The sequence below is a fragment of the Pseudomonas sp. LS-2 genome, from assembly GCF_003605735.1.
Classification (GTDB): domain Bacteria; phylum Pseudomonadota; class Gammaproteobacteria; order Pseudomonadales; family Pseudomonadaceae; genus Aquipseudomonas.
In genome coordinates, this window is the sequence record NZ_QXTJ01000003.1 from 224,436 (window position 1) to 250,380 (window position 25,945).

General features: G+C 60.2%; 29 protein-coding genes. 18 read left to right on the plus strand and 11 right to left on the minus strand.

What is annotated here, in order from left to right; translation table 11 throughout:
* Positions 1-55: 55 nt before the first annotated feature.
* Genes pyrR through D3M70_RS02980 form a run of 3 tightly spaced genes read left to right on the plus strand, consistent with a single transcriptional unit; the run spans position 56 to position 2,865 of the window.
* Positions 56-580 (plus strand): bifunctional pyr operon transcriptional regulator/uracil phosphoribosyltransferase PyrR, encoded by a 525-nt coding sequence (gene pyrR, locus D3M70_RS02970; RefSeq protein ID WP_120124223.1) that lies wholly within the window; start codon positions 56-58, stop codon positions 578-580.
* A 12-nt stretch (positions 581-592) separates the two neighbouring features.
* Positions 593-1,597 carry an aspartate carbamoyltransferase catalytic subunit gene (locus D3M70_RS02975; RefSeq protein ID WP_074752379.1) on the plus strand — a complete coding sequence of 335 codons (1,005 nt, stop codon included), beginning with the start codon at positions 593-595 and terminating at the stop codon, positions 1,595-1,597.
* Positions 1,594-2,865, plus strand: a complete 1,272-nt coding sequence (locus tag D3M70_RS02980) for a dihydroorotase (RefSeq protein ID WP_120124225.1) — start codon at positions 1,594-1,596, stop codon at positions 2,863-2,865. Before D3M70_RS02975 ends, D3M70_RS02980 begins: the two co-directional genes overlap by 4 nt.
* 115 nt (positions 2,866-2,980) lie before the next feature.
* Here the strand turns inward: D3M70_RS02980 and D3M70_RS02985 are convergent, their stop codons facing one another.
* Positions 2,981-3,400: an NINE protein gene (locus D3M70_RS02985; protein ID WP_120124226.1), complete on the minus strand. Its 420-nt coding sequence runs from the start codon at positions 3,398-3,400 to the stop codon at positions 2,981-2,983.
* Between the two features lie 250 nt (positions 3,401-3,650).
* Here D3M70_RS02985 and D3M70_RS02990 point away from each other — a divergent pair, with 250 nt between their 5' ends.
* The gene (locus tag D3M70_RS02990) at positions 3,651-4,382 is read left to right on the plus strand and encodes a C40 family peptidase (RefSeq protein WP_120124228.1); all 732 of its coding nucleotides are present in this window, start codon (positions 3,651-3,653) and stop codon (positions 4,380-4,382) included.
* A gap of 126 nt (positions 4,383-4,508) precedes the next feature.
* Here the strand turns inward: D3M70_RS02990 and D3M70_RS02995 are convergent, their stop codons facing one another.
* The gene (locus D3M70_RS02995) at positions 4,509-5,543 is read right to left on the minus strand and encodes a type IV pilus twitching motility protein PilT (RefSeq protein WP_081565107.1); all 1,035 of its coding nucleotides are present in this window, start codon (positions 5,541-5,543) and stop codon (positions 4,509-4,511) included.
* Between the two features lie 54 nt (positions 5,544-5,597).
* Between D3M70_RS02995 and D3M70_RS03000 the strand changes: the two genes are divergently transcribed.
* The 9 genes from D3M70_RS03000 to D3M70_RS03040 all read left to right on the plus strand — a co-directional run bounded on the left by D3M70_RS03000 (position 5,598) and on the right by D3M70_RS03040 (position 12,351).
* On the plus strand, positions 5,598-6,284 hold the full coding sequence (locus D3M70_RS03000) for a YggS family pyridoxal phosphate-dependent enzyme (protein ID WP_120124230.1): 687 nt from the start codon (positions 5,598-5,600) through the stop codon (positions 6,282-6,284).
* 24 nt (positions 6,285-6,308) lie between these two features.
* The gene (proC, locus tag D3M70_RS03005; protein ID WP_120124231.1) at positions 6,309-7,127 is read left to right on the plus strand and encodes a pyrroline-5-carboxylate reductase; all 819 of its coding nucleotides are present in this window, start codon (positions 6,309-6,311) and stop codon (positions 7,125-7,127) included.
* 10 nt (positions 7,128-7,137) lie between these two features.
* A complete protein-coding gene (locus tag D3M70_RS03010; RefSeq protein WP_120124233.1) occupies positions 7,138-7,728 on the plus strand; it encodes a YggT family protein in 591 nt (196 codons plus the stop codon).
* Positions 7,729-7,951: 223 nt separating this feature from the next.
* Positions 7,952-9,091, plus strand: coding sequence for a homoserine O-acetyltransferase (locus tag D3M70_RS03015; RefSeq protein ID WP_120124235.1), 1,140 nt, complete (start codon positions 7,952-7,954; stop codon positions 9,089-9,091).
* A 7-nt stretch (positions 9,092-9,098) separates the two neighbouring features.
* Positions 9,099-9,719: a methionine biosynthesis protein MetW gene (gene metW / locus D3M70_RS03020; RefSeq protein WP_120124237.1), complete on the plus strand. Its 621-nt coding sequence runs from the start codon at positions 9,099-9,101 to the stop codon at positions 9,717-9,719.
* Between the two features lie 23 nt (positions 9,720-9,742).
* The gene (locus tag D3M70_RS03025) at positions 9,743-10,189 is read left to right on the plus strand and encodes a DUF4426 domain-containing protein (protein WP_120124238.1); all 447 of its coding nucleotides are present in this window, start codon (positions 9,743-9,745) and stop codon (positions 10,187-10,189) included.
* A complete protein-coding gene (rdgB, locus tag D3M70_RS03030) occupies positions 10,189-10,794 on the plus strand; it encodes an RdgB/HAM1 family non-canonical purine NTP pyrophosphatase (RefSeq protein WP_375232910.1) in 606 nt (201 codons plus the stop codon). The genes D3M70_RS03025 and rdgB overlap by 1 nt, the downstream gene beginning before the upstream one ends.
* Positions 10,791-12,005 (plus strand): radical SAM family heme chaperone HemW, encoded by a 1,215-nt coding sequence (hemW, locus tag D3M70_RS03035; protein WP_120124241.1) that lies wholly within the window; start codon positions 10,791-10,793, stop codon positions 12,003-12,005. The genes rdgB and hemW overlap by 4 nt, the downstream gene beginning before the upstream one ends.
* Positions 12,006-12,027: 22 nt before the next feature.
* Positions 12,028-12,351, plus strand: coding sequence for a DUF3392 domain-containing protein (locus tag D3M70_RS03040; protein ID WP_062385487.1), 324 nt, complete (start codon positions 12,028-12,030; stop codon positions 12,349-12,351).
* A gap of 145 nt (positions 12,352-12,496) precedes the next feature.
* Here D3M70_RS03040 and D3M70_RS03045 read toward each other — a convergent pair whose 3' ends face one another.
* From D3M70_RS03045 to D3M70_RS03065, 5 genes are all read right to left on the minus strand, one after another.
* Positions 12,497-12,937 (minus strand): hypothetical protein, encoded by a 441-nt coding sequence (locus D3M70_RS03045; RefSeq protein ID WP_120124243.1) that lies wholly within the window; start codon positions 12,935-12,937, stop codon positions 12,497-12,499.
* Between the two features lie 228 nt (positions 12,938-13,165).
* Positions 13,166-13,879 (minus strand): tRNA (guanosine(46)-N7)-methyltransferase TrmB, encoded by a 714-nt coding sequence (gene trmB / locus D3M70_RS03050; RefSeq protein WP_120124435.1) that lies wholly within the window; start codon positions 13,877-13,879, stop codon positions 13,166-13,168.
* 55 nt (positions 13,880-13,934) lie between these two features.
* Positions 13,935-14,729: a thiazole synthase gene (locus D3M70_RS03055; protein ID WP_120124245.1), complete on the minus strand. Its 795-nt coding sequence runs from the start codon at positions 14,727-14,729 to the stop codon at positions 13,935-13,937.
* 75 nt (positions 14,730-14,804) lie between these two features.
* On the minus strand, positions 14,805-15,005 hold the full coding sequence (gene thiS, locus D3M70_RS03060; protein WP_165869726.1) for a sulfur carrier protein ThiS: 201 nt from the start codon (positions 15,003-15,005) through the stop codon (positions 14,805-14,807).
* 214 nt (positions 15,006-15,219) lie between these two features.
* Positions 15,220-15,603, minus strand: a complete 384-nt coding sequence (locus D3M70_RS03065; protein WP_120124247.1) for a DUF423 domain-containing protein — start codon at positions 15,601-15,603, stop codon at positions 15,220-15,222.
* A 79-nt stretch (positions 15,604-15,682) separates the two neighbouring features.
* Here D3M70_RS03065 and mtgA point away from each other — a divergent pair, with 79 nt between their 5' ends.
* Positions 15,683-16,393: a monofunctional biosynthetic peptidoglycan transglycosylase gene (gene mtgA, locus D3M70_RS03070; RefSeq protein ID WP_120124439.1), complete on the plus strand. Its 711-nt coding sequence runs from the start codon at positions 15,683-15,685 to the stop codon at positions 16,391-16,393.
* A gap of 168 nt (positions 16,394-16,561) precedes the next feature.
* Here the strand turns inward: mtgA and rpoH are convergent, their stop codons facing one another.
* The 4 genes from rpoH to ftsY form a co-directional block, all read right to left on the minus strand.
* On the minus strand, positions 16,562-17,416 hold the full coding sequence (gene rpoH / locus D3M70_RS03075; protein WP_065991120.1) for an RNA polymerase sigma factor RpoH: 855 nt from the start codon (positions 17,414-17,416) through the stop codon (positions 16,562-16,564).
* Positions 17,417-17,554: 138 nt separating this feature from the next.
* Positions 17,555-18,580, minus strand: coding sequence for a permease-like cell division protein FtsX (gene ftsX / locus D3M70_RS03080; RefSeq protein ID WP_120124249.1), 1,026 nt, complete (start codon positions 18,578-18,580; stop codon positions 17,555-17,557).
* The gene (gene ftsE / locus D3M70_RS03085) at positions 18,577-19,248 is read right to left on the minus strand and encodes a cell division ATP-binding protein FtsE (protein ID WP_081565121.1); all 672 of its coding nucleotides are present in this window, start codon (positions 19,246-19,248) and stop codon (positions 18,577-18,579) included. Before ftsE ends, ftsX begins: the two co-directional genes overlap by 4 nt.
* Positions 19,245-20,798, minus strand: a complete 1,554-nt coding sequence (gene ftsY / locus D3M70_RS03090) for a signal recognition particle-docking protein FtsY (protein ID WP_120124251.1) — start codon at positions 20,796-20,798, stop codon at positions 19,245-19,247. The genes ftsE and ftsY overlap by 4 nt, the downstream gene beginning before the upstream one ends.
* Before the next feature lie 526 nt (positions 20,799-21,324).
* Between ftsY and D3M70_RS03100 the strand changes: the two genes are divergently transcribed.
* Genes D3M70_RS03100 through D3M70_RS03115 form a run of 4 tightly spaced genes read left to right on the plus strand, consistent with a single transcriptional unit; the run spans position 21,325 to position 25,792 of the window.
* On the plus strand, positions 21,325-22,680 hold the full coding sequence (locus D3M70_RS03100) for a pitrilysin family protein (RefSeq protein ID WP_120124253.1): 1,356 nt from the start codon (positions 21,325-21,327) through the stop codon (positions 22,678-22,680).
* Positions 22,673-24,169: a pitrilysin family protein gene (locus tag D3M70_RS03105; RefSeq protein ID WP_120124255.1), complete on the plus strand. Its 1,497-nt coding sequence runs from the start codon at positions 22,673-22,675 to the stop codon at positions 24,167-24,169. Before D3M70_RS03100 ends, D3M70_RS03105 begins: the two co-directional genes overlap by 8 nt.
* Entirely contained in the window at positions 24,169-24,789 is a 621-nt protein-coding gene (gene rsmD / locus D3M70_RS03110; protein WP_120124256.1) for a 16S rRNA (guanine(966)-N(2))-methyltransferase RsmD, read from the plus strand. The genes D3M70_RS03105 and rsmD overlap by 1 nt, the downstream gene beginning before the upstream one ends.
* Positions 24,773-25,792: a hydrolase gene (locus tag D3M70_RS03115; protein ID WP_120124441.1), complete on the plus strand. Its 1,020-nt coding sequence runs from the start codon at positions 24,773-24,775 to the stop codon at positions 25,790-25,792. Before rsmD ends, D3M70_RS03115 begins: the two co-directional genes overlap by 17 nt.
* Positions 25,793-25,945 lie beyond the last annotated feature (153 nt).

Here is a 25,945-nt window from a genome sequence, read left to right on the forward strand (position 1 = left end):
CGAGTTTCAGCCCGGTGTGTGCCGCACGGACGACCGGGCTCCTGAAGGAGCGACCATGAGCAGCCTGCCCAACCCCGCCGAACTGATCAGCCAGATGGCGATCGATCTGAACGCGCACCTGAATAAACGTGGTATCAGCGAGCCCCGCTTCATCGGCATCCGCACCGGCGGCGTATGGGTCGCCCAAGCCCTCCTTCAGGCGCTGAACAGCCAGTCTCCCCTTGGTACGCTGGACGTTTCCTTCTATCGCGACGATTTCAGCCAGAACGGCCTGCACCCGCAAGTACGCCCTTCCGAGCTGCCGTTCGAGATCGAAGGACAGCATCTGGTCCTGATCGACGACGTCCTGATGAGCGGCCGCACCATTCGCGCGGCGCTGAACGAGTTGTTCGACTATGGCCGCCCTGCCAGTGTGACCCTGGTTTCACTGCTGGATCTGGACGCAGCCGATCTGCCAATCCGCCCGAATGTGACCGGTGCGACGCTGGATCTGTCTCCGAACGAACGGGTCAAGCTGTCGGGTCCGACACCGCTGACACTCGAACTGCAAGACCTCTCCACCGATTCCGCCGCCCTCTAAGAGTCCTTTGCGATGACGCCTCTCGACGCCAAGCGCCCGCTGCAGCTGAACCATCAGGGTCAGCTGCAACATTTCCTCTCGCTCGATGGTTTGCCCCGCGAGCTGCTCACCGAAATCCTCGACACCGCCGACTCGTTCCTTGAGGTTGGCGCCCGGGCGGTGAAAAAAGTCCCGTTGCTGCGCGGCAAGACCGTGTGCAACGTGTTCTTCGAGAATTCGACTCGCACCCGCACCACTTTCGAACTGGCGGCGCAGCGGCTGTCGGCGGACGTCATTACCCTGAACGTCTCGACCTCTTCAACCAGCAAGGGCGAAACCCTGTTCGATACCCTGCGCAACCTTGAGGCCATGGCCGCCGACATGTTCGTCGTGCGCCACGGCGACTCCGGCGCGGCGCACTTCATTGCCGAGCATGTCTGCCCGCAGGTGGCGATCATCAACGGCGGCGACGGCCGTCATGCGCACCCGACACAAGGCATGCTCGACATGCTGACCATCCGCCGCCACAAGGGCAACTTCGAGAACCTTTCGGTGGCCATCGTCGGCGACATCCTTCATTCCCGGGTTGCGCGCTCGAACATGATCGCTCTCAAGGCGTTGGGCTGCCCTGACATTCGCGTGGTCGCGCCGAAAACCCTGCTGCCGATTGGCGTCGAGCAGTATGGCGTGAAGGTCTATACGGATCTGGCCGAAGGCCTCAAAGACGTCGACGTGGTCATCATGCTGCGCCTGCAGCGCGAGCGCATGTCGGGCGGTCTGCTGCCGAGCGAGGGCGAGTTCTACCGCCTGTTCGGGTTGACCACCGCGCGCCTGGCCGGTGCCAAGCCTGACGCCATCGTCATGCACCCTGGCCCGATCAACCGGGGCGTGGAGATCGAGTCGGCGGTGGCCGACGGCGCCCACTCGGTGATTCTCAATCAAGTGACCTACGGCATCGCGGTGCGCATGGCCGTCTTGTCCATGGCCATGAGTGGCCAAACGGCCCAACGCCAGTTCGAGCAGGAGAACGCGCAGTGAAGTTCAGCATCATCAAAGCCCGCGTCATCGACCCTGTCAGCGGTCTGGATCAAGTCATCGATGTCCACCTGGAAGCCGGCAAGGTCCTGGCCCTGGGCGCGGCGCCCGCCGATTTCATCCCGTCGCAGACCATCGACGGCAAGGGTCTGATTGCAGCGCCCGGCCTGGTCGATCTCAATGTCTCCCTGCGCGAACCCGGTTACAGCCGCAAGGGCACTATCGCCAGCGAAACGCGCGCCGCTGCGGCGGGCGGCGTGACCAGCGTTTGCTGCCCGCCTCGGACCAAACCGGTCCTCGACACCTCGGCCGTCGCGGAGCTGATTCTGGACCGCGCCCGTGAAGCCGGACACAGCAAAGTCTTCCCCATCGGCGCGCTGAGCAAAGGTCTGGAAGGCGAGCAACTGGCCGAACTGATCGCCCTGCGTGACGCGGGTTGCGTAGCGTTCACCAATGGCCTGGTGAACTTTGGCAGCAATCGCACCCTGTGCAGGGCGCTGGAATACGCTGCAACCTTCGACCTGACCGTGATTTTCAATTCGCAAGATCACGATCTGGCGGGCGGTGGTCTGGCCCATGATGGTCCGACGGCTGCCTTCCTCGGTCTGCCAGGTATCCCGGAAACCGCCGAGACCGTGGCCCTGGCCCGCGACCTGCTGCTGGTCGAGCAAAGCGGCGTACGCGCACATTTCACTCAGTTGACCAGTGCTCGCGGCGTCGAGCTCATCGCCCAGGCGCAAGCTCGCGGCCTGCCGGTCACTGCCGACGTCGCGCTCTATCAACTGATTCTGACCGACGAAGCGCTGATCGACTTTTCCAGCCTCTATCACGTGCAACCGCCGCTGCGCACCCGCGCCGACCGCGATGCGCTGCGAGAGGCGGTCCGGTCGGGCGTGGTTCAAGCCATCTCCAGCCACCATCAGCCCCATGAGCGAGATGCCAAGCTGGCGCCGTTCGGCGCGACGGAGCCTGGCATCAGCAGCGTCGAACTGCTGCTGCCGTTGGCAATGACCCTTGTCGAGGATGGCCTGCTGGACGTCCCCACCCTGCTGGCACGCCTGAGTTCTGGGCCTGCAGCAGCCTTGCGTCTGCCAGCGGGCCAGCTGGCTGCGGGTGCACCAGCGGATCTGGTGCTGTTTGATCCTGCGGCCTCCACCGTGGCTGGCGAGAAATGGTTGTCCAAGGGCGAAAACTGCCCATTCCTCGGGCATTGCCTGCCGGGCGCAGTGAAATACACCTTCGTGGATGGCCGGATCAGTTATATCGGCTAAGTCGACGCGACACTCTGACCTCGTAGGAGCGCTTACCCGCGATAGCATTAAGTCAGACACCCTCGAAACTCAGGTCTGACGCCTCGCCGGGAAGCGCGCCGCTATAGGTCAGCGTTTACCGGTGCTGCGCGTTCTTCATCGAGATCTGGTCATTCAGCGTCCAGAAGTCATACAGCACACCCAGAAAGAACAGCCCGCCCGTAAACAGGTAGAGGATCCCGGTGATCCATTTGCCCTGATACATCCGATGCACCCCGAACACACCCAAAAACGTCAGAAGAATCCATGCGACGCTGTAGTCAGTCGTGCCCGCGTTGAATCTCAGATCTGCCTCACGATCCATCGACGGAATAAGAAACAGGTCGATCAGCCAGCCAATCCCCAACAACCCGAGGGTAAAAAACCAGAGCGTGCCGGTCACCGGCTTACCGTAATAGAAGCGATGAGAACCGGTAAAACCGACGATCCACAGCAGATAACCCATGACCTTGCTGTGCGTATCGGGACGTTGAACGTCAGGATGATAGGTGTTCATTGCTTACCTCATTTGAAGCGATAGAAAAAAATATGCGTAACTTTTGTGACTTTGGTGACGCTCTCCGACGTATGGCTTGAACCTCTGCGCGTTCACGCAAACCCTTGTTCTGAAAGGCGATGCATCCGGTCATATGACAGTTTTAGTGTCGATGCTGACCTCCCGGCCAGTAAATTGTTCGACAAATGGCCTCGGAAACGCCGCAAAAGCTGTTATAAAGTTGCGCGCTGACCAATATGAGCCCTGCCTAATGCGTCCATTTTTCAAGACATGGCTAACTATTTGCCTATTTATGCCACTGGCCGCCCACGCCACCAATCGTGAGCAAACGCTGCCTTCGAGTTTTACGGGTTTCACCGCCAAATCCGAGTCACAGGAAACCGTATCACGCAATATTGCCGCTCAACGCGCTGCAATCGCCGCACTCGAAGAAACAGCCACCCCGCTTGAGACTTCAAGCAAGAAAACCCGAGCGACCAAGGGCAAGAAGTCCCACAGTTCTCGCAAGATTTCCCAGAACACCGTTGCCCTGGCAGCACCCTCGCAAATGGGGAGCAAGCAGAGTAGCAACGTGGTGAACCGTGCAGTCAATGCCATCGGTACACCCTATCGTTGGGGCGGCACCAGCCCAACAAAAGGGTTTGACTGCAGCGGCCTGGTCAAATATGCGTTCAACGACGTGAGCGAAGTGGATCTTCCGCGTACCTCTAATGCCATGGCCGAAGGTCACGGGCAGAAGGTCGACCGCAAGGATCTGAAGCCAGGCGACTTGCTGTTTTTCAACATCAAGAGCCGCAAGGTCAACCACGTCGCGATCTATCTGGGTGACGACCGCTTTGTCCACGCGCCTCGCCGTGGCAAGTCGGTGACCATCGACACCCTGAAGAAGCCGTACTGGGACAGCCATTACGTCGTTGCCAAGCGCGTCCTGCCAAAACAGGCACCTGCGCCGAAAGGCACTGTGCGCATCGCGCAGCGCTGAACTGGATACGGCAACATCGCTTCATGAACCTGTAGTGGCCCGGCTTGCCGGTGGTAGTGATCTTATTGACGCCACCGCCGCGAATCCGGACTCCTGCAGGTTTTTTCGCATCTGCTGTTTGGGCAATCAGAAATTATCTGGCGTCTTCGCTTTCTCGCGAGCGCTTTCTCGCGTGATCAGCCCCTTGCTGATCAGATCCTTCAGACACATATCCAGTGTCTGCATCCCCAATGCGCCCCCGGTCTGAATCGACGAGTACATCTGCGCCACCTTGTCCTCGCGGATCAGGTTCCGGATCGCCGACGTGCCGATCATGATCTCGTGCGCCGCCACTCGGCCGCCGCCAACTTTCTTCAACAGCGCCTGGGACACAATGGCGTGCAGCGACTCCGAAAGCATCGAACGAATCATCGATTTTTCCTGAGCCGGGAATACGTCAACGATACGGTCGATACTCTTCGCCGCAGATGTGGTGTGCAGCGTGCCGAACACAAGGTGGCCGGTTTCCGCGGCAGTCAGCGCCAGGCGGATGGTCTCCAGGTCACGCAGCTCACCCACCAGAATCACGTCCGGATCTTCCCGAAGTGCCGACCGCAGCGCCTCCGCGAAACCATGAGTGTCGCGGTGAACTTCACGCTGATTGATCAGACTTTTCTTGGACTCGTGAACGAATTCGATCGGGTCCTCAATGGTCAGGATGTGGTGATGCTTGTTGGCGTTCAGATAATCGACCATCGCCGCAAGCGTCGTGGACTTACCCGAACCGGTAGGACCGGTCACCAGCACCAGACCACGGGGGACATCGGTAATCTTGCGAAACACTTCCCCCATGCCCAACTCTTCCATGCTCAGGACTTTCGATGGAATGGTCCGGAACACCGCACCTGCCCCACGGTTCTGATTGAACGCGTTGACCCTGAACCGCGCCACGCCTGGCACTTCGAAGGAGAAGTCCGTCTCCAGGTCTTCTTCGAAGTCCTTGCGCTGCCTGTCGTTCATGATGTCGTAGATCAGCGCCTGGACTTCTTTCTGGTCCAAAGCCGGGAGGTTGATCCGCCGCACATCGCCATCCACCCGAATCATCGGTGGCAAGCCGGCAGAGAGATGTAAGTCCGACGCGCCTTGCTTGGCACTGAAGGCAAGCAGCTCGGTAATATCCATACAGCTCCTCATCACATAGAATGCCGCAGACTTTAGCCCTGCTGGCGCAAATCAATGTCCACGATAGCAGAGAACATTTCAACGCTCGCAGAGCGAATTCGCAACGCTGCGCAAGCGGTGCAGCGCGACCCGGCGTCCGTCGGCCTGCTGGCCGTGAGCAAGACCAAACCGGCGAGCGACCTGCGCGAAGCCTACGCCGCCGGATTACGCGACTTCGGCGAGAATTACCTCCAGGAAGCCCTCGGCAAACAGACCGAATTGAGCGACCTGCCCTTGATCTGGCATTTCATCGGCCCCATCCAGTCAAACAAGACTCGCGCCATCGCCGAGAACTTTGCCTGGGTACACTCCGTGGATCGCCTGAAAATCGCACAACGCCTGTCCGAGCAACGTCCCGCAGAACTGCCTCCGCTCAACATCTGTATCCAGGTCAATGTCAGCGGCGAAGCCAGCAAGTCCGGCTGCACGCCCCAAGACCTGCCCGCACTGGCGCAGGCAATCAGCGCCTTACCCAATCTGAGATTGCGCGGCCTGATGGCAATTCCCGAACCTACAGAAGACAGCGACGAACAGAACGCTGCCTTTGCTGCTGTACGTACCTTGCAAGACCAACTGAATCTGCCGCTGGACACTCTTTCCATGGGCATGAGCCACGACCTGGAAGCCGCCATTGCACAAGGCGCGACCTGGGTGCGGATCGGCACTGCCCTCTTCGGCGCCCGCAACTATGGGCAGCCTTAACCTTCGCCTCACAGGAAATCGTTCATGAGCAAGACCCGTATCGCGTTTATCGGCGCCGGAAACATGGCCGCCAGCCTGATTGGCGGCATGCGTGCCCAAGGCGTCGAAGCTGATTTGATCCGTGCCAGCGATCCTGGTGCAGAAACCCGCGAGCGCGTGGCCAGAGAGCACGGCATCAACGTCGTCGCGGATAATGCTGAAGCCATCGATGGCGCTGACGTGATCCTGCTGGCGGTCAAGCCACAGATGATGAAGACCGTCTGCGAAGCCCTCAAGCCAGCCCTCAAACCGAACCAGCTTGTTGTCTCGATTGCTGCCGGGATCACCTGCGCCAGCATGAAAGCATGGCTGGGCGAGCAGCCGATCGTGCGCTGCATGCCTAACACTCCGGCGCTGTTGCGTCAGGGTGTGAGTGGGCTGTATGCGACCGCTGAAGCGACCCAGGCCCAGCGTCAGCAGGCCGAAACGCTGCTGTCCGCAGTGGGGATCGCTCTCTGGGTGGACGAAGAAACCCAGATCGACTCCGTGACTGCCGTTTCGGGCAGCGGTCCTGCGTACTTCTTCCTGCTGATCGAAGCCATGACTGCCGCTGGCGTGAAGCTGGGCCTGTCACAACAGGTCGCCAAACAACTGGCCGAACAGACCGCGCTGGGCGCTGCACGCATGGCCACCGAAAGCGATGTCGACGCTGCCGAGCTGCGTCGTCGTGTGACTTCGCCAGCGGGCACCACGGAAGCAGCGATCAAGTCGTTCCAGGCGGACGGTTTCGAAGCCATCGTAGAAAAGGCGCTTGGCGCTGCCGCACACCGCTCGGCCGAGATGGCCGAACTGCTGGGCAAATAAGGAGCAATTCATGAATGCACTCACCGGCGCCACGATTTTCGTCATCCAGACGCTGATCAGCCTGTACCTGACGATCGTTCTGCTGCGCTTCGTGCTGCAACTGGTCAAGGCCAACTTCTACAACCCGCTTTGCCAGTTCGCCGTGCGCGCGACCCAGCCGTTGCTCAAACCTATCCGTCGGATCGTGCCTAGCGTGTTGGGGCTGGACACCTCCTCCCTGCTGTTGGCCATTGTGATTCAGGCGCTGTTGATGGCGTTCGTGCTGATGATGACCTACGGCACCATCGGCGACGTGCCGCATTTGCTGATGTGGTCGATCATCGGCATTACCTCGCTGCTGCTGAAGATCTTCTGGGTGGCAATGATCATCATGGTCATCGTGTCCTGGATCGCACCTGGCACGCACAACCCGGCCGCCGAACTGGCTTACCAGATCAGCGAGCCGATTCTGGCGCCGTTCCGCCGCATCATTCCGAACCTGGGCGGTCTGGACATCTCACCGATCTTCGCCTTCCTGGCGATTCAGGTGCTGCAGTCGTACGTCATGCCTGAACTGGCAGGCTACGCCGGCATGCCGCAGGAGTTGTGGCGGTTGATCTGACCCCTCCAATCGGGAGCAGGATTTTGTAGGAGCGCGCTTGCCCGCGACAGCAGTAGATCAGGTTCATATTTGATATCTGACCCAACGCAATCGCGGGCAAGCGCGCTCCTCCGCCCTCTGGGCAGAATCAAAAGCCATCATCAACCGTTTCAATTATTTACTTTGTTGCCGCTACCCACCGCGATCTTTAGACTTACGCCTCATTTCAGCGAGAGCAGGGTCGATGTCCACGGTCTTTCCCGAAGATTCTGTCGGTCTAGTCACGCCGCAAACGGCGCATTTCAGCGAGCCTCTAGCGTTGGCCTGCGGCCGTTCGCTGGCCGCCTACGACCTCATCTACGAAACCTACGGTCAGCTCAACGCCGCCAAAAGCAACGCGGTACTGATTTGCCACGCCCTTTCCGGCCATCATCATGCCGCCGGTTACCACAGCGCCGAAGACCGCAAACCGGGCTGGTGGGACAGCTGCATCGGCCCCGGCAAGCCCATCGACACCAACAGGTTCTTCGTCGTCAGCCTGAACAACCTCGGCGGTTGCAATGGCTCCACCGGCCCGAGCAGTATCAACCCGGAAACCGGCAAGCCGTTCGGCGCAGACTTCCCGGTACTGACCGTCGAGGACTGGGTGCACAGCCAGGCGCGTCTGGCCGACAGTCTCGGCATCATGCAATGGGCCGCTATCGTGGGCGGCAGTCTGGGCGGCATGCAGGCCCTGCAGTGGACCATGACCTACCCGGATCGCGTGCGTCACTGTCTGGCCATCGCGTCAGCACCGAAGCTGTCGGCGCAGAACATCGCCTTCAACGAAGTCGCCCGTCAGGCCATCCTGACCGACCCCGAATTCCACGGCGGCTCGTTCCAGGAAATGGGCGTGATCCCCAAACGCGGCCTGATGCTGGCCCGCATGGTCGGCCACATCACGTACCTGTCGGACGACTCCATGGGCGAGAAATTCGGCCGGGGTCTCAAGAGCGAAAAGCTCAACTACGACTTTCACAGTGTCGAGTTTCAGGTCGAGAGCTATCTGCGCTATCAGGGTGAAGAGTTCTCCGGGCGCTTCGATGCCAACACCTATTTGTTGATGACCAAGGCCCTGGATTACTTCGACCCGGCGGCCAGCTTCAACGATGATCTGGCGGCCACCTTCGCCCATGTCACCTCCAAATTCTGCGTGATGTCGTTCACCACCGACTGGCGCTTCTCGCCAGCCCGTTCGCGGGAACTGGTGGACGCCCTCATGGCTGCGAAGAAGGACGTCTGCTATCTGGAAATCGACGCACCGCAGGGCCACGACGCCTTCCTGATGCCGATCCCGCGCTACTTGCAGGCCTTCTCCAGCTACATGAACCGTATTGCACTCTGAGGACACCATGAGAGCCGACCTGGAAATCATCCAAGACTGGATACCGGCAGGCAGCCGCGTGCTCGACCTCGGCTGCGGTGACGGCGAATTGCTGGCCTGGCTGCGGGACAACAAACAAGTCACCGGCTACGGCCTGGAAAACGACGCCGACAACATCGCACGCTGCGTGGCGCGGGGCGTCAACGTCATCGAGCAGGACCTGGACAAGGGCCTGGGCAACTTCGCCAGCAACAGCTTCGACGTCGTGGTCATGACTCAGGCGCTGCAGGCGGTTCACTACCCTGATCGCATCCTCGACGAAATGCTGCGGGTCGGTCGTCAGTGCATCATCACCTTCCCCAACTTCGGCCACTGGCGCTGCCGCTGGTACCTGGCAAGCAAGGGACGGATGCCGGTCTCCGAATTCCTCCCCTACACCTGGTACAACACGCCGAACATCCACTTCTGCACGTTCGAAGATTTCGAAGAACTGTGTCGCGGCCGTTCCGCCAAGGTCATTGATCGGCTGGCCGTGGATCAACAGCATCGCCACGGCTGGGCCAGCAAGCTATGGCCTAATCTGTTGGGTGAGATCGGCATCTATCGGGTCAGCAGCCCTACCCTGCAGGACCACCGGATCGCCGTCTGAACCCAACAAGAAGGAGAATGATCATGGCTCGTCTGATTGCAATGCTGGGCGTGCTGCTGGCGCTGTCGGGGCCTGCGATGGCCGTGGACAACGCCCGACCGGAGCGACAGGAGCAGTTCGGCGACTTGACCATTCACTACAACGCCTTCGCGTCCAGCATCCTGCAACCATCCGTCGCTCAGGCCACAGGTCTGATTCGCAGCAAGGGCCAAGCCGCGATTAACATCACGGCCATAAAGAGCGGCAAGACGGTGCCGGCCACCGTCAGCGGAACGGTTCAAGACCTGACCGGCCGTAAGAAACCACTGATCTTCAAGCAGATCAGCGAACAAGGCGCGGTGAATTACATCGCACAGTTCGCGGTCGAGCCTGATACCTCGGACTTCTACACCTTCACCATCGATGTGAAGGCGGGCGACGGCGACCCACACACGCTCAGCTTCAATCAGCAGATTTTCACGGATCAATAATGAATTTCACCCAGCTCGTACTGGCCAGCCACAACGCTGGCAAACTCAAAGAACTCCAGGCCATGCTCGGCGGCAGCGTACAGCTGCGCTCGATCGGCGAGTTCAGCAGCGTCGAGCCGGAAGAGACCGGCCTGTCGTTCGTCGAGAATGCGATTCTCAAGGCGCGCAACGCAGCACGCATTTCCGGCCTGCCTTCGCTGGCCGATGACTCTGGCCTGGCGGTCGACTTCCTGGGCGGTGCGCCGGGTATTTACTCGGCCCGCTACGCCGACGGTAAAGGCGATGCTGCCAATAACGCCAAACTGCTGGACGCTCTCAAGGATGTGCCTGAAGAGCAGCGTGGCGCGCAGTTTGTCTGCGTCCTGGCGTTGGTTCGTCACGCCGACGATCCGTTGCCGATTCTCTGTGAAGGTCTCTGGCATGGACGCATTCTGACCGCCGCCAGCGGTGACCACGGTTTTGGCTACGATCCGTTGTTCTGGGTCCCCGAGCGCGGCCTCTCCAGCGCCGAACTGAGCCCCGCCGACAAGAACCAGATCAGTCATCGCGCCCGTGCCATGGCCATTCTGCGTGATCGCCTGCACTTGAGTACGGCGTTGAAATGACTCAGGACTCCACCACCCGGCCGCTGATCCTTGGCGCGGCCGGTTTCAGCTCTGAGCAACCGCGCCCCGCCTTGCCCGAGCTGCCTCCGCTATCGCTGTACATCCATATTCCGTGGTGTGTGCGCAAATGCCCGTACTGCGACTTCAACTCCCACACTGCCAGTCCCGTGTTGCCCGAGCAGGAATATGTCGATGCGCTGTTGGCGGATCTTGACCAAGACTTGCCCCACGTCTATGGACGCGAACTGAGCACGATCTTTTTCGGGGGAGGCACGCCCAGCCTGTTTAGCGCCGATGCGCTGGGCCGGCTGCTCAAGGGCGTCGAGCAGCGCATTCGTTTCGCTCCCGACATCGAGATCACGCTCGAGGCCAATCCCGGCACCTTCGAACAGGTGAAGTTCAGTGCTTATCGAGGGCTGGGCATCAATCGCCTGTCCATCGGCATCCAGAGCTTTCAAGAGGCCAAGCTCAAGGCCTTGGGACGTATCCACAACGGCGATGAAGCCGTACGTGCCGCTGACATGGCGCGCCGGGCGGGATTCGACAACTTCAACCTGGATCTGATGCACGGCCTGCCGGATCAGTCAGAGGACGACGCTTTGGGCGATCTGCGCCAGGCCATCGCGCTCGCCCCGACGCACCTGTCCTGGTATCAACTGACGCTGGAGCCGAACACTGTATTCTGGAATCAGCCACCGACGCTGCCGGAAGACGACATCCTGTGGGATATTCAGGAGGCCGGTCAGACGCTGCTCAAGGAAAACGGCTACGCACAATACGAAGTTTCGGCGTATGCGCAGCCAGGTCGCGCCGCACGGCACAATCTGAACTACTGGAGCTTCGGCGACTTTATCGGTATTGGCGCCGGTGCCCACGGCAAGCTCAGCCATCCTGATGGCCGCATCGTGCGCACCTGGAAGACCCGTCTGCCCAAGGATTATCTGAACCCAGCCAAGTCTTATCAGGCCGGTGAAAAGCTGCTGGCGCTGGATGAAATGCCGTTCGAATTCCTGATGAATGCCCTGCGCCTGACGAAAGGCGTCGACGCTGCATTATTTCAGCACCGCACGGGTCTAAGCCTCGATTCGCTGGCCAGCGCGCGTCAGCAGGCCGTGGAACGCGGCTTGATGGAGGCCGATCCTGCTCGCCTGGCGGCAACTGCTCGCGGTCAGCTGTTCCTGAATGACCTGCTGCAGTACTTTCTTCTTTAAGGCTTAACGCTAAGGACACTGAATGGACCTCGTACTCGACTTGCTGGCCACCGTCTCGCGCTGGAGTCGCAGCAACCTTTCGGAAATCGCTCTGGCATTGGTGGGCTGCCTGCTGATCCTGTTCGGCGCAGACATCAAGGGCTGGATCGAGGGTCGCTTGAGCAGCTTTGCCGGCGCATTGCGCGTACCGGTCATGGCGTTGCTGTGCACCATCGGCAGTGGTGCCGCGCTGATCTACGCCACCCCGTGGGTAGTTCGCGGGCTAAGCCAGTTCAACAACTACAGCCTGGCGCCGGTGTTGCTGGTGGTGCTGGTGTTGATCGGGGTTGTAGCGGACAGAAAGTGATTCGACCTCTGCGCTTTGTCTTTTCTGTAGCAGTCCGGCTCGCCGGCGGCAGCAATCTAAAGATCACCGCAGACAGCAAACCGGAATGCCGAACCAGGCATGTCTATCGTCTCCACCCCCATGGGTATGCGGGTGCAGCATTCGATTAGCGAATGCTCTGGATGCTGCCTTTGTTGCCGGTGACCTTGACGTTCACCTGTTTGAGGATGAAGTAGTCTTTGACGGTCACTTCATAACGCGGCGCGACAATCAGATCGGAGCCGGACGACTTGACCGCCTTGTAGGCTGCTGCGGCCTTAGCGCTAGAGACGGGATCAGGAAGCAGCAGCCCCATCCCGCCCGCGCTTGCGCCTCCGTATGCGACGCCATCGGCAAACTGATTATCGCCGCCGATTTTCAACCACCCGAACAACACGTTGGTAGAAGACTCACCACTGATGGCCTCGCCGACTTTCACGTCAGCCTTCAGGTCGGTTTTCACGTCCCCCGACAGCGACGCAGCCGGTTGGCTCATGTTGTAGCTGACACAACCACTGGTGGTCGCGATCAGCGTGGCTACTGCAGCCATCTGCCAGAACTTGTTCATAACTTATCCCCTCTATCCGTTTTGATGTATGCAACGGCGGGACTATAACGACGAGTTTTGGAGCGCGATGTCGGACGCGTCTGATGAACGTGTGGGCCGGATCGCTAAGAGAAAGGATCGAGATGCGTTCGGCTTTCAGGACCAGCCAGGCATGCAGATGGAGGAAGGAATCGTTACAAAAGGGCCGCCGTGGCGCCGGTAGCCCTTCCATTGAAAGCAGATGTCAGATCAAGCCAGCTTTTCGAACTTCAAGTCCCACACACCATGCCCGAGACGCTCGCCACGGCGTTCGAACTTGGTGATCGGACGCTCTGCCGGACGAGGCACGCATTTGCCGTCTTCAGCCAGATTGCGATAACCCGGCGCGACGTTCATGACCTCCAGCATGTATTCAGCATACGGCTCCCAATCGGTGGCCATGTGCAGGACACCCCCCGGCTTGAGCTTGGTGCGTACCAATGCGGCGAACTCGGCCTGCACGATACGGCGCTTGTGATGACGCGCTTTGTGCCAGGGGTCCGGGAAGAACAGCATCAGGCGGTCCAGGCTGTTGTCGGCAACGCAACGGTTGAGCACTTCGATTGCGTCGCAATCATAGACCCGCACGTTGGTCAGGCCCTGAGTCAGCACGCCATTGAGCAGCGCGCCAACGCCCGGACGGTGAACTTCGACACCGATGAAATCCTGCTCGGGAGCCGCCGCTGCCATTTCCAGCAGCGAGTGGCCCATGCCAAAACCGATTTCCAGCGTGCGCGGCGCCGAGCGACCGAACACCTTGTCGAAATCGACCGGTTCATCGGCCAGCGGCAGCACGAACAGAGGCTTGCCTTGATCCAGGCCGCGCTGCTGGCCTTCGGTCATGCGGCCGGCGCGCATCACGAAGCTCTTGATGCGTCGATGATGGCTGTCATCGCCCTGTACTTTACCGTCTTCGTCGTTCATCACTTCGTCGTCCGGAAGTGCATCGGGCTTTTGCGAATCAATCATCAACGGGCTCTTACTTGATCAGACCATCCAGCGGCGAGGACGCGCTGGCATAGAGTTTTTTCTGCATGCGGCCAGCCAGGTAGGCCATGCGGCCTGCAAGGATGGCGTGTTTCATGGCTTCAGCCATCAATACCGGTTGCTGCGCGTGAGCAATGGCCGAATTCATCAGCACGGCTTCACAACCCAGCTCCATGGCGATGGTGGCGTCGGAAGCGGTGCCGACACCGGCATCGACCAGCACCGGCACTTTAGATTCTTCGAGGATGATCTGCAGGTTGTACGGATTGCAGATCCCCAGACCGGTGCCGATCAGACCTGCCAGTGGCATGACCGCGCAGCAACCGATTTCCGCCAGTTGGCGAGCGATGATCGGGTCATCGCTGGTGTAAACCATAACGTCGAAGCCATCCTTGACCAGCGTTTCGGCAGCCTTGAGGGTTTCGATCACATTGGGGAACAGGGTTTTCTGGTCGGCCAGCACTTCAAGCTTGACCAGATTGTGGCCGTCGAGCAGCTCACGGGCCAGGCGGCAGGTGCGCACGGCTTCAATGGCGTCGTAGCAACCGGCAGTGTTCGGCAGGATGGTGTAGCGATCCGGAGGCAGCACGTCGAGCAGGTTCGGTTCGCCCGGGTTCTGGCCCAGGTTGGTCCGGCGCACTGCGACAGTGACGATCTCGGCGCCCGAGGCTTCGATGGCCCGACGGGTTTCTTCCATATCCTTGTACTTGCCAGTGCCGACCAACAGGCGCGACTGGAAAGTACGACCGGCCACTGTAAACGGCTTGTCGCTACGAACATTGCTCATCGGAAATCCTCTTTACGGTTGAGGTTCTTGCAGTTGTTTCTGGATCGGGGCGCGGTGCCGGTCGACAGTAAACGGCTAGCCGCCACCGATGGCATGCACCACTTCGACCTGATCGCCTTCGTTCAGCGTCGTGGCGTCATGCTGGCTGCGCGGGACGATGTCCAGATTGAGCTCGACGGCAATTCGACGCCCGGTCAGGTCCAGACGGGTCAGCAACGCCGCAACGGTCTCGCCGTCGGGCAGTTCGAAGGGTTCACCGTTCAACTGAATGCGCATGCGGAAGGCAGCCATCATTTTAGGGGGCGAGCATTCTAGCCCGATCAGCCGGTATGACCAAGGCAAAGGCGTGCCATTCGTCTCGCATCTGCACCCGCCCCCGTAGCAGCCCGGCTTGCCGGCGGTGGCGTATTCAAACTCGCTACCGCCGGCAAGCCGGACTGCTACAGGGATCTGGGTCATATGATCGGGCAAAGGGCAGATTGAGCTCGACTCACAGCGTTCCGACACCCAGCCGCCACGCGGTCCAACCCAGAATGAACCAGCCAATCAGAAAACACAGCCCGCCAATCGGCGTGATGATGCCCAGTTTGCTGACACCGGTCAGCGTCAGCAAATAGAGGCTGCCGGAGAACAGCAGGATGCCCAGTGTGAAGGCAATACCGGCGTAGCTGACCAATCGCCCCTGAATCTGCGTCGCCAGGATCGCCACGCCGAAGATCGCCAAGGCGTGAATCAGCTGATAAAGAACACCGGTGTGGAAGATCGCCAGATATTCGGGGGTGAGCCGGTTTTTCAGGCCATGCGCCGCAAACGCGCCAAGGGCCACACCGGTAAAGCCGAAGAAAGCGGCCAACATCAGAAACGTTCGTAACATGTGCAACTCCAGGCAAAGTCGTTCAATGGCGCGTGGTCTGTATAATGGCCCGCTCAACGGGTTCGGCCAAGCCATCTCTATGCTGCGTTTCCTCCTTCGTCGTGTCGCCAAAGGCCTGCTCTGGTTCGCAGCAGCAAGTGTCGTGCTGGTTTTGATCCTGCGCTGGGTGCCTCCGCCGTTCACGGCGTTGATGGTCGAGCGCAAGATCGAATCCTGGTTCGACGGTCAGCCCATTGATCTGCAGCGCGACTGGCAGCCGTGGGAGAAGATCTCCGATGACCTGAAAGTCGCGGTCATTGCCGGTGAAGACCAGAAATTCGCCGAGCACTGGGGTTTCGATATCGACGCCATTCAGGCTGCACTGGTTCATAACGAACGAGGTGGTTCGATTCGCGGCGCCAGCACGTTGAGCCAGCAAGTCTCGAAAAATCTGTTCCTGTGGTCCGGCCGCAGCTATTTCCGCAAAGGTCTGGAGGCCTGGTTTACCGCGCTGATCGAGGTGTTCTGGTCCAAGCAACGGATTCTCGAGGTCTACGTCAACAGCGTCGAATGGGATGAAGGCGTGTTCGGCGCCCAGGCCGCGGCGCAGCATCATTTCCATGTCAACGCCAGCCAGCTCTCGATGCAACAGGCCAGCTATCTCGCGGCCGTACTGCCTAATCCCCGCGAATGGAGCGCCAGTCATCCAAGCAGCTACGTTTCCCGTCGGGCGGGATGGATTCGTCAGCAGATGCGGCAACTGGGTGGGGAGGAGTACCTGACGGAGTTGAATCACCGGCGGGAGTGGTGAGCACTGCCTGATCACTGATCCTGCTCTGTAGCAGTCCGGCTTGCCGGCGGTGGCGTTTTCAGATGCCCCACCGCCGGCAAGCCGGACTGCTACAGAAGATTCAACGTTTCGGCCCACAAACAAAAACGCCCCGATCATCTCGGGGCGTTTTTCGTTTTGGCTTCTCGCTTACGCAGCAATCGACAGCTTGAGCTTGTTCATCGCGCTCTTCTCGAGCTGACGAATACGCTCGGCAGAGACGTTGTACTTCTCGGCCAGGTCGTGCAGCGTGGCTTTCTCTTCCGCCAACCAGCGTTGGTAGAGAATGTCGCGGCTGCGGTCATCGAGCACGTTCAACGCTTCGTGCAGGTTGGCCGTCGAGCTGTCGGTCCAGTCGGAATCTTCCAGCTGACGCGCCGGATCGTAGCGATGGTCTTCCAGGTAGTTGGCAGGTGACTGGAATGCGCTGTCGTCATCTGCCTCCGCTGCCGGGTCGAACGCCATGTCGTGACCAGTCAGACGGCTTTCCATCTCACGTACTTCGCGGGGCTCGACGCCAAGGCTCTCCGCCACACGATGCACTTCTTCGTTGTTCAGCCACGCCAGACGCTTCTTCTGGCTGCGCAGGTTGAAGAACAGCTTGCGCTGAGCCTTAGTGGTCGCGACTTTCACGATGCGCCAGTTGCGCAGAATGAATTCGTGAATCTCGGCCTTGATCCAGTGCACTGCGAAGGACACCAGACGAACGCCCATTTCTGGGTTGAAACGCTTCACGGCCTTCATCAGACCGACGTTACCTTCCTGGATCAGGTCAGCCTGAGCCAGTCCGTAACCGGAATAGCTGCGTGCGATATGCACGACAAAACGCAGGTGGGCGAGCACCATCTGCCGAGCCGCCCCTAGATCCTGCTCGTAATAGAGACTCTCGGCCAGTTCACGCTCCTGCTCGGGCGTCAGCAGTGGAATGCTGTTTACCGTGTGCACATAGGCTTCCAGGTTTGCACCGGGAACCAAGGCATAAGCAGGTTGCAAAGAATTGGTCATACGAAAAAACCTCCGACACATGACTCGTGCAGTTCAGCACTGCGAAATTGACCGGGAACCGCTAAACAAGTTCCCTTAGCTGAAAAGTCAATAGATGAAACAAAATTTACGCTACAAAAATGACCTGAACATTAAAACTCAACGAGGTGCCAGCTCTCTCAAATGGCGTGCGACTGCAATCCACGCACCGATATACCCCAACAAGACCGCCCCAAGCAAGAGGGACAGACCATCGGCGACCGGTACACCCGCCAGGGAGAAATTGCTGCCGTACAGCCCGGCGAGCCGAACCACAGCCTCATTGAGCCAGTCCAGCCCAAACGCCAACACGCCCCAGGAGAGGATTCCGGCGCCGAATCCGTACAAGGCGCCCATATAAAGGAAGGGCCTGCGGACATAACTGTCGGTGCCACCCACCAGCTTGATGACCTCGATCTCGGTACGACGGTTCTCGATGTGCAGACGGATGGTATTGCCGATGACGAGCAACAGCGCCACGACCAGCAACACCGTCAGACCGAACACGAAGCGATCACCCAGCTTGAGAATCGCCGCCAGACGCTCGACCCAGACCAGGTCCAGCTGAGCCTGCTGGACCTTCGGCAACTCGGCAAGACGTGTACGTAATGCTTCCAGCGCGGCCTTGTCAACTTCCTGTGGCGTCACCAGTACCACGCCTGGCAGCGGGTTTTCCGGCAACTCTTTGAGTGCCTCGCCCAAGCCCGACTGCTGCTGGAACTCGTTGAGTGCCTGATCGCGGCTGATGTACTCAGCTTCAGCGACGCCAGGCATTGCCTTGATCTGACCCACCAGCCCCTCGCCTTCGGTCGGCGAAGCATCCAGCTGCAAGTAAAGCGAAATCTGCGCAGCACGCTGCCATGACCCACCCAGGCGCTCGACATTGCTCAGCAGCAGCGACAAGCCCATCGGCAGACTCAGCGCAACAGCCATGACCAGACAGGTGAAGAAACTGCCAATAGGCTGCTTGCCCAGACGACGCAGGCTGTCGATCAGGCTGGAGCGATGCGCCTCCACCCAGGCATTGAACAACATGCCGAAACTCGGACCGTCGTCATCGTCGTGCTTCTTTTTCTTCTGCGGGCCGGGCTCAGAGGCCTTCGGCGCGACGCGTTCGGAAACCTTGGGGCTTCGAGTGGCACTCATACACCTGCCTCCCCGTCACCGATCAGCCGGCCGCGTTGCAGGGTCAGCATGCGATGGCGCATACGTGCGATCAGGGCCAGGTCGTGACTGGCGATCAGCACGCTGGTGCCAAGCCGATTGATGTCTTCGAATACACCCATGATTTCCGCTGCCAATCGTGGATCTAGGTTACCGGTCGGTTCGTCCGCCAGCAGCAAGGCCGGACGGTGAACGATGGCGCGGGCGATACCGACCCGCTGTTGCTGGCCGGTGGACAGGTCGCCGGGGTACAGCTCGGCCTTGTCGGACAACGCCACGCGCTCCAGCGCGGAGTCGACGCGCTTGGTCACTTCAGCTTTGGACAGGCCGAGAATCTGCAGCGGCAAGGCGACGTTGTTGAACACGGTGCGATCAAACAGCAACTGATGGTTCTGGAACACGACACCGATCTGCCGACGCAGAAATGGTATCTGCGCAGTGCTGATCTGGCCCAGGTCCTGCCCCGCCAGCAGCAGTTTGCCGGTGGTTGGGCGCTCCATGGCGAGCAACAGACGCAGCAAGGTACTTTTACCGGCGCCGGAGTGGCCGGTGACAAACAGAAATTCCCCACGACGCACTCGAAAGCTCAGCTCATGCAAGCCGACGTGTCCGTTCGGATAGCGTTTACCGACCTGTTCGAAACGAATCATGTGCGCTCCCGCTCGGCGAAAAGGGCCTGAACGAAGGGTTCAGCCTCGAAAGTCCGCAAATCGTCGATACCCTCACCAACGCCGATGTAACGAATCGGCAGCCCGAACTGCTTGGCCAGCGCAAAGATCACACCGCCCTTGGCCGTACCGTCGAGCTTGGTCAGGGCAAGCCCTGTCAGTTGAACGGTCTGGTTGAACTGCTTGGCCTGGTTGATCGCGTTTTGACCAGTACCCGCATCAAGCACCAGCAGCACTTCGTGCGGCGCCTGCTCATCGAGCTTGCCGATCACCCGGCGAACCTTCTTCAGCTCTTCCATCAGGTTGTCTTTGGTGTGCAGTCGACCGGCGGTGTCGGCGATCAGCACATCGATGCCGCGGGCCTTCGCGGCTTGCACGGCATCGAAGATCACGGACGCGGAATCGGCACCTGTGTGCTGAGCGATCACAGGAATCTTGTTGCGCTCGCCCCAGACCTGCAATTGCTCGACCGCAGCGGCACGGAAGGTGTCGCCGGCTGCCAGCATGACTTTCTTGCCTTCGAGCTGAAGCTTTTTCGCCAGCTTGCCAATGGTAGTGGTCTTGCCGGCACCGTTGACGCCAACCACCAGAATCACGAATGGCTTGTGCTCCGAGCCGATCACCAGCGGGGCTTCCACCGGCTTGAGCATTTCGGTCAGCTCGTTTTGCAGCGACTTGTACAGTGCATCGCTGTCAGTCAACTGTTTGCGTGCCACTTTCTGCGTCAGATTGCGCACGATCAGCGAAGTTGCCTCAACGCCGACATCTGCGGTCAGCAGGCGGGTTTCCAGCTCGTCGAGCATGTCGTCATCGATGGCTTTCTTGCCCAGGAACAGGCTGGCCATGCCTTCGCCCAGGCTGGCGCTGGTTTTGGACAGGCCTTGCTTGAGGCGGGCGAAGAAACCGGGCTGCTTTGGCTCGGCTGGGGCAACCACTGTTTGCGCAGCGGCCTCTGGCGTTTCGACAACGGCCGCAACGGGAGCGACTACCGGCGCAACGGCTGGCGGTGGTATGACCGGGGACGGCTGCGAAGCTGCAGGAAGATCATTGCCTGCAACAGGATCAGGGAGCGCAACCGGCATCGGCTCGATGGATGGCGGCACTTCGAATGAGGTGGTGTCGACAACCGCGGGCTGGGCCGGAGGATGGGGGATTGTCAGCTCAGACTGCACGTGAGACGCGGTGTAGGTCGGAATGTCCGGGGTGACATGCGGTTCGCTTTCAGGGGTGAGGGCGACCGGCTCCTCAGCAACCGGCAGTTTCAGCCACGGCTCAGCATCAGGCTGCACGCCAATCGGTGCCGACTCGTGAACGTCGATTGCCACCGGTTCTGGATCGGCAGCAACAGCGGGAGCGATCTGCGGTTCAGCAACGACCGGCGTCGTCTCGACGACAGGCTCGGGCGCTGCTGCGGGTAAGTCTTTCTGCTGCTCGGCGACGGTTTCCTGCGGCTTTTTGCGCAGCCATCCGAACAGGCCTTTTTTCTCGCCAGCCGGGGCTGGGGTCTTCTTGTCGTCGTTGGAACCAAACATGGAGGACGGCTATCTCAAGGTAGCGACGCGCCAGAGCGGCGCCTCTGAAAAATTCTGTCAATGCGAAACAGACTGTAATCGAGCCCGCTTGTTCATCGAGGGCTCTGCCGTTTACGCCATTTAAGCATCGCCTCCCGGCATCAGACGAAGAGTCCTACGTCGTAGCCATGGTCGTCGAGCAAACTGGCCGCTATCCTAGGGCGTGTCATCACATATTTCCACCGCCGCGTTGCCGCCTAAAAGCGCGTCAGACAAGGCGCAGGCCGCTGGGAATGTGCGTTTCCTTGCCGAGGCCTTCAACGCAGTATGGCGCGCTTTTAGGCGACAACCCGGAGGGCCGGGGCTGAGATTACGCAGAGCGGCGTTGCTCGTCGTTCGTTTGGAATGACCAAACCACACTCCTCGCGCCTTGCCCTGCGTAATCTCAGGCTCCGGCGCGGCGGCGGAAATATGTGATGATACGCCCTAACCCCCGCGCCCGCCGACGCTAAGTTCAAGCTGGCCGCCTCGAAGGTTCGAATTACGAATGAATGCTCTCGCCCGCTGTGCCGCAGGCCTGTTGCTCGGCACACTCTGTTTGCCCCTCGCAGCCAACGCCGCCGACCCACAACCCACTTCCGAATTCACGTTGGACAACGGCCTGAAGGTCGTTGTGCGCGAAGATCATCGCGCCCCAGTGGTGGTTTCCCAGGTCTGGTACAAAGTCGGCTCCAGCTACGAGACGCCCGGCCAGACCGGTCTCTCCCACGCGCTCGAGCACATGATGTTCAAGGGCAGTTCCAAGGCTGGCCCTGGCGAAGCGTCATTGATCCTGCGTGATCTAGGCGCCGAAGAGAACGCCTTTACCAGCGACGATTACACCGCTTATTACCAGGTCCTGGCCCGTGATCGTCTAAGCGTGGCGCTCGAGCTCGAAGCGGATCGCATGGCAACACTGAAGCTGCCGCCTGAAGAGTTTGCCCGGGAAATCGAAGTCATCAAGGAAGAGCGCCGCCTGCGCACCGACGACAAACCCAACGCCAAAGCGTATGAGCGCTTCAAGGCCATCGCCTACCCGGCCAGCGGTTATCACACGCCGACCATCGGCTGGATGGCCGACCTTGACCGAATGAAGGTTCAGGAGCTGCGCCACTGGTACGAATCCTGGTATGTGCCCAATAACGCCACGCTGGTGGTGGTCGGCGACGTGAAGCCCGACGAAGTGAAAGCATTGGCCGAACGGTTCTTCGGGCCGATTCCCCGCCGCGACGTGCCGCCATCGAAGAAACCGCTGGAATTGGCTGAGCCGGGCCTGCGCCAGATCACCGTGCATGTCGCCACCCAGATGCCGAGCCTGATGTACGGCTTCAACGTGCCGAGCCTGAGCACCACCACCTATCCACAATCGGTGAATGCACTGCGCCTGATTTCAGCCCTGCTGGACGGCGGATACAGCGCGCGCATCCCGACTCGCCTCGAACGTGGCGAAGAACTGGTCACTGGCGCATCGTCGGATTACGACGCTTACACCCGTGGCGACAGCCTCTTCACCATCAGCGCCACGCCCAACCTGCAGAAGAAGAAAACCCTGGCCGACGCCGAAGCGGGTATCTGGCGCCTGCTGGACGAGCTGAAAACCAAACCGCCGACCAAGGAAGAACTCGAGCGGGTTCGCGCTCAGGTTATCGCCGGCCTGGTTTACGAGCGAGACTCCATCACCAGCCAGGCCAGCACCATCGGCGAACTGGAAACTGTCGGTCTGTCCTGGAGACTGATCGATGGTGAGCTGGCGGCACTGCAAAGCGTGACCCCGGAAGACATCCAGAAAGCTGCACGTACCTATTTCACCCGCGAACGCCTCGCCGTTGCGCACGTTTTGCCTGAGGAGAAAGCCCATGAGTAAGCGCAACAAAGCACGCTTTGCGCGAACGCGGGCCCAGACGCTCCTGCTCGCCGTGACCATCGGGCTGTTCGGTGGCACCTCGGCGATGGCCGACACGTCTGCCGATGCTCCCAAGGCCATCGACAAGGCAGCCACTACGCTTGAGTCATTGAAAGAGCTCGACGGCAAGGCCCCCGCGCGACGCACGCTGAACATCCAGTCGTGGAATACCGCCGAGGGCGCTCGCGTGCTGTTCGTCGAAGCCCATGAACTGCCGATGTTCGACATGCGCCTGCTGTTCGCTGCGGGCAGCAGCCAGGACGGCGCCACACCAGGTATCGCACTGATCACCAACGCCATGCTCAACGAAGGTGTCAAAGGCAAGGACGTCAGCGCCATCGCCGAAGGGTTCGAAGGGCTGGGCGCAGACTTCGGCAACGGTTCTTATCGCGACATGGCCATTGCGTCGCTGCGCAGCCTGAGTGCCGCCGACAAGCGGGAGCCTGCCTTGAAGCTGTTCTCTGAGGTGGTGGGCAAACCGACCTTCCCCGCCGACTCGCTGGCGCGGATCAAGAATCAGCTGATGGCCAGCTTCGAATATCAGAAACAGAACCCTGGCAAACTGGCTGGCGATGAGCTGTTCAAACGTCTTTACGGTGACCACCCATACGCGCACCCGAGCATGGGCACCGCGAAAAGCATCACGCCGATTACCCTGGCTCAATTGAAAGCGTTCCACGCCAAAGCCTACGCAGCTGGTAACGCGGTCATTGCCATGGTCGGCGACTTGTCCCGCGCAGAAGCAGAAGCGGTGGCGGCTCAGGTATCGGCCTCGTTGCCAAAAGGCCCGGCGCTGGCCAAGACCGTCGCGCCGAGCGAGCCCAAGCCGGGCGAGACCCACATCGAGTTTCCCTCTAAACAGACTCACTTGATGCTGGCGGAACTGGGTATCGACCGCGCCGACCCCGACTACGCAGCGCTGTCGCTGGGCAATTCGATTCTCGGCGGCGGTGGCTTCGGCAGCCGTCTGATGACTGAAGTCCGTGAAAAACGCGGCCTGACCTACGGCGTGTCGTCGGGCTTCACCCCAATGCAGGCTCAGGGCCCGTTCATGATCGGCCTGCAAACCCGGGCCGAACTGAGCGAAAACACCCTGAAGCTGGTCAAAGACATCACCCGCGATTTCCTCGCCAACGGTCCGACGCAAAAAGAACTCGACGATGCCAAACGCGAGCTGGCTGGCAGTTTCCCGTTGTCGACAGCCAGCAACTCGGCCATCGTTGGCCAACTGGGCGCCATTGGCTTCTATAATCTGCCGCTGACCTATCTCGAAGACTTCATGACGCAGTCACAGAGCATCACCGTCGAGCAGATCAAGGCAGTGATGAACAAACATCTGGACGCCGACAAGCTGGTGATCGTGACCGCCGGTCCGACCGTCCCGCAGAAGCCTCTGCCGCCCCCTACTGATAAACCCGCCGAGCAACCACTTGGCGTTCCGGAGCACTAATGACCTCGACTTCCAAGCCGCCACGTATTCACAAGGGGCACAAAATCCACACAGGCCTGGGCCAACTGCGGATTATCGGCGGCGAATGGCGCAGTCGGCGTTTGAGTTTTCCTGACGGCCCGGGCCTGCGCCCGACGCCGGATCGAGTTCGCGAAACGCTGTTCAACTGGCTCGCGCCTCATATCGAAGGCGCTCGGGTGCTCGACCCGTTCGCCGGCAGCGGCGCTCTTTATCTGGAGGCCCTGTCGCGAGGCGCCAGCATGGGTTTGGCGCTGGACACTAATTCCGCCGCCATTTCCAACCTGCGCGAGCACTTGGGCACCCTGCGTTGCACGGTCGGCAAGACCCACGCTACCGATGCACTGCGCTATCTGGAGACCCAACCGGCTGAACAGTTCGATGTGGTGTTCCTCGACCCGCCGTTCCATCAGAACCTGCTGACCCCAGCCTGCACGCTGCTCGAAGAACGCAACTGGCTGGCCAACGATGCGTGGATCTACACCGAAAGCGAAACCGCGCCGTCCACCCTGGGTATGCCCGCGACCTGGCGCTTGCACCGCGAGAAGAAGGCCGGACAGGTGTATTACGCGCTGTGGGAAAGAAGTGTCGCCGCTAGCTGACTGCCGCCCTTTCGTTCCGGCGATCGGCCTGGGTAACCCTCACCTGCAAACCTTGTGGGGGCCGCTCTGGCGCAGGACCATTCATCTGGATCGCCGCCGCGAGCGCATGTGGCTTGAAGACGGCGACTTCCTCGACATGGACTGGTACGGCCCCCACGACGCAAAAGTACCGGTGGTGCTGGTGTTGCACGGCCTCACCGGCTCGTCCAATTCACCTTATGTCGTCGGCTTGCAACAGGCGATGGACAAACGCGGCTGGACCAGCGTTGCGCTGAACTGGCGGGGCTGCTCGGGCGAGCCCAACCTGCTGCCGCGCAGCTATCACTCCGGCGCGAGCGAAGACCTGGCGGCGGTCATCGCGCATATCCGCACCGCTCGACCGCTGGCCCCTCTTTACGCCGTCGGGTACTCGCTGGGCGGCAACATTCTGCTCAAGCATCTGGGCGAGTCGGGCCTGGATAGCGATCTGCAGGGAGCCGCAGCGGTGTCGGTGCCGTTTCGCCTGGATGAATGCGCTGACCGTATCGGCCAGGGGTTTTCCAAGGTCTATCAGCGACATTTCATGCGCGAGATGGTTGGGTACATCAAGGACAAACAGCGGCGCTTTCAGCATGAAGGTTTGAGTGAAGGGCTTGCCGAGCTCGCAGCGCTGGGCTCGCTGGAAAACCTGCGCACCTTCTGGGAGTTCGATGGACGCGTGACCGCACCGCTCAATGGCTTCGTCGACGCTCACGACTACTACCGACGCGCCTCAAGCCGTTACTTTCTCGGCGCCATTCGTACGCCCACGCTGCTGGTGCAGTCCCTGGACGATCCTTTCGTGTTCAAGCACAGCCTGCCGGATGCCGGCGAATTATCGGCCAGCACTGAGTTCGATCTGCAGAATCGCGGTGGGCATGTGGGGTTTGTCGATGGGTCGATCAGAACACCGACCTATTATCTGGAGCGGCGGATACCGGAATGGCTGGTGGCGGTGCATGGGGCACAGGGCATCTCGATGTAAAACCAGGGCTTCCCTGTTCTGTCGACTTGAAGGAAACCTCGGATCCTGTGGGGCTGGCTTACTGGCGTAAACGCTGGGTCAATTGATGCTTTTTTGACTGACAGTCCTCATTCGCCAGCAAGCCCACATTTTTGAAATCGGGGTCACGCCTCC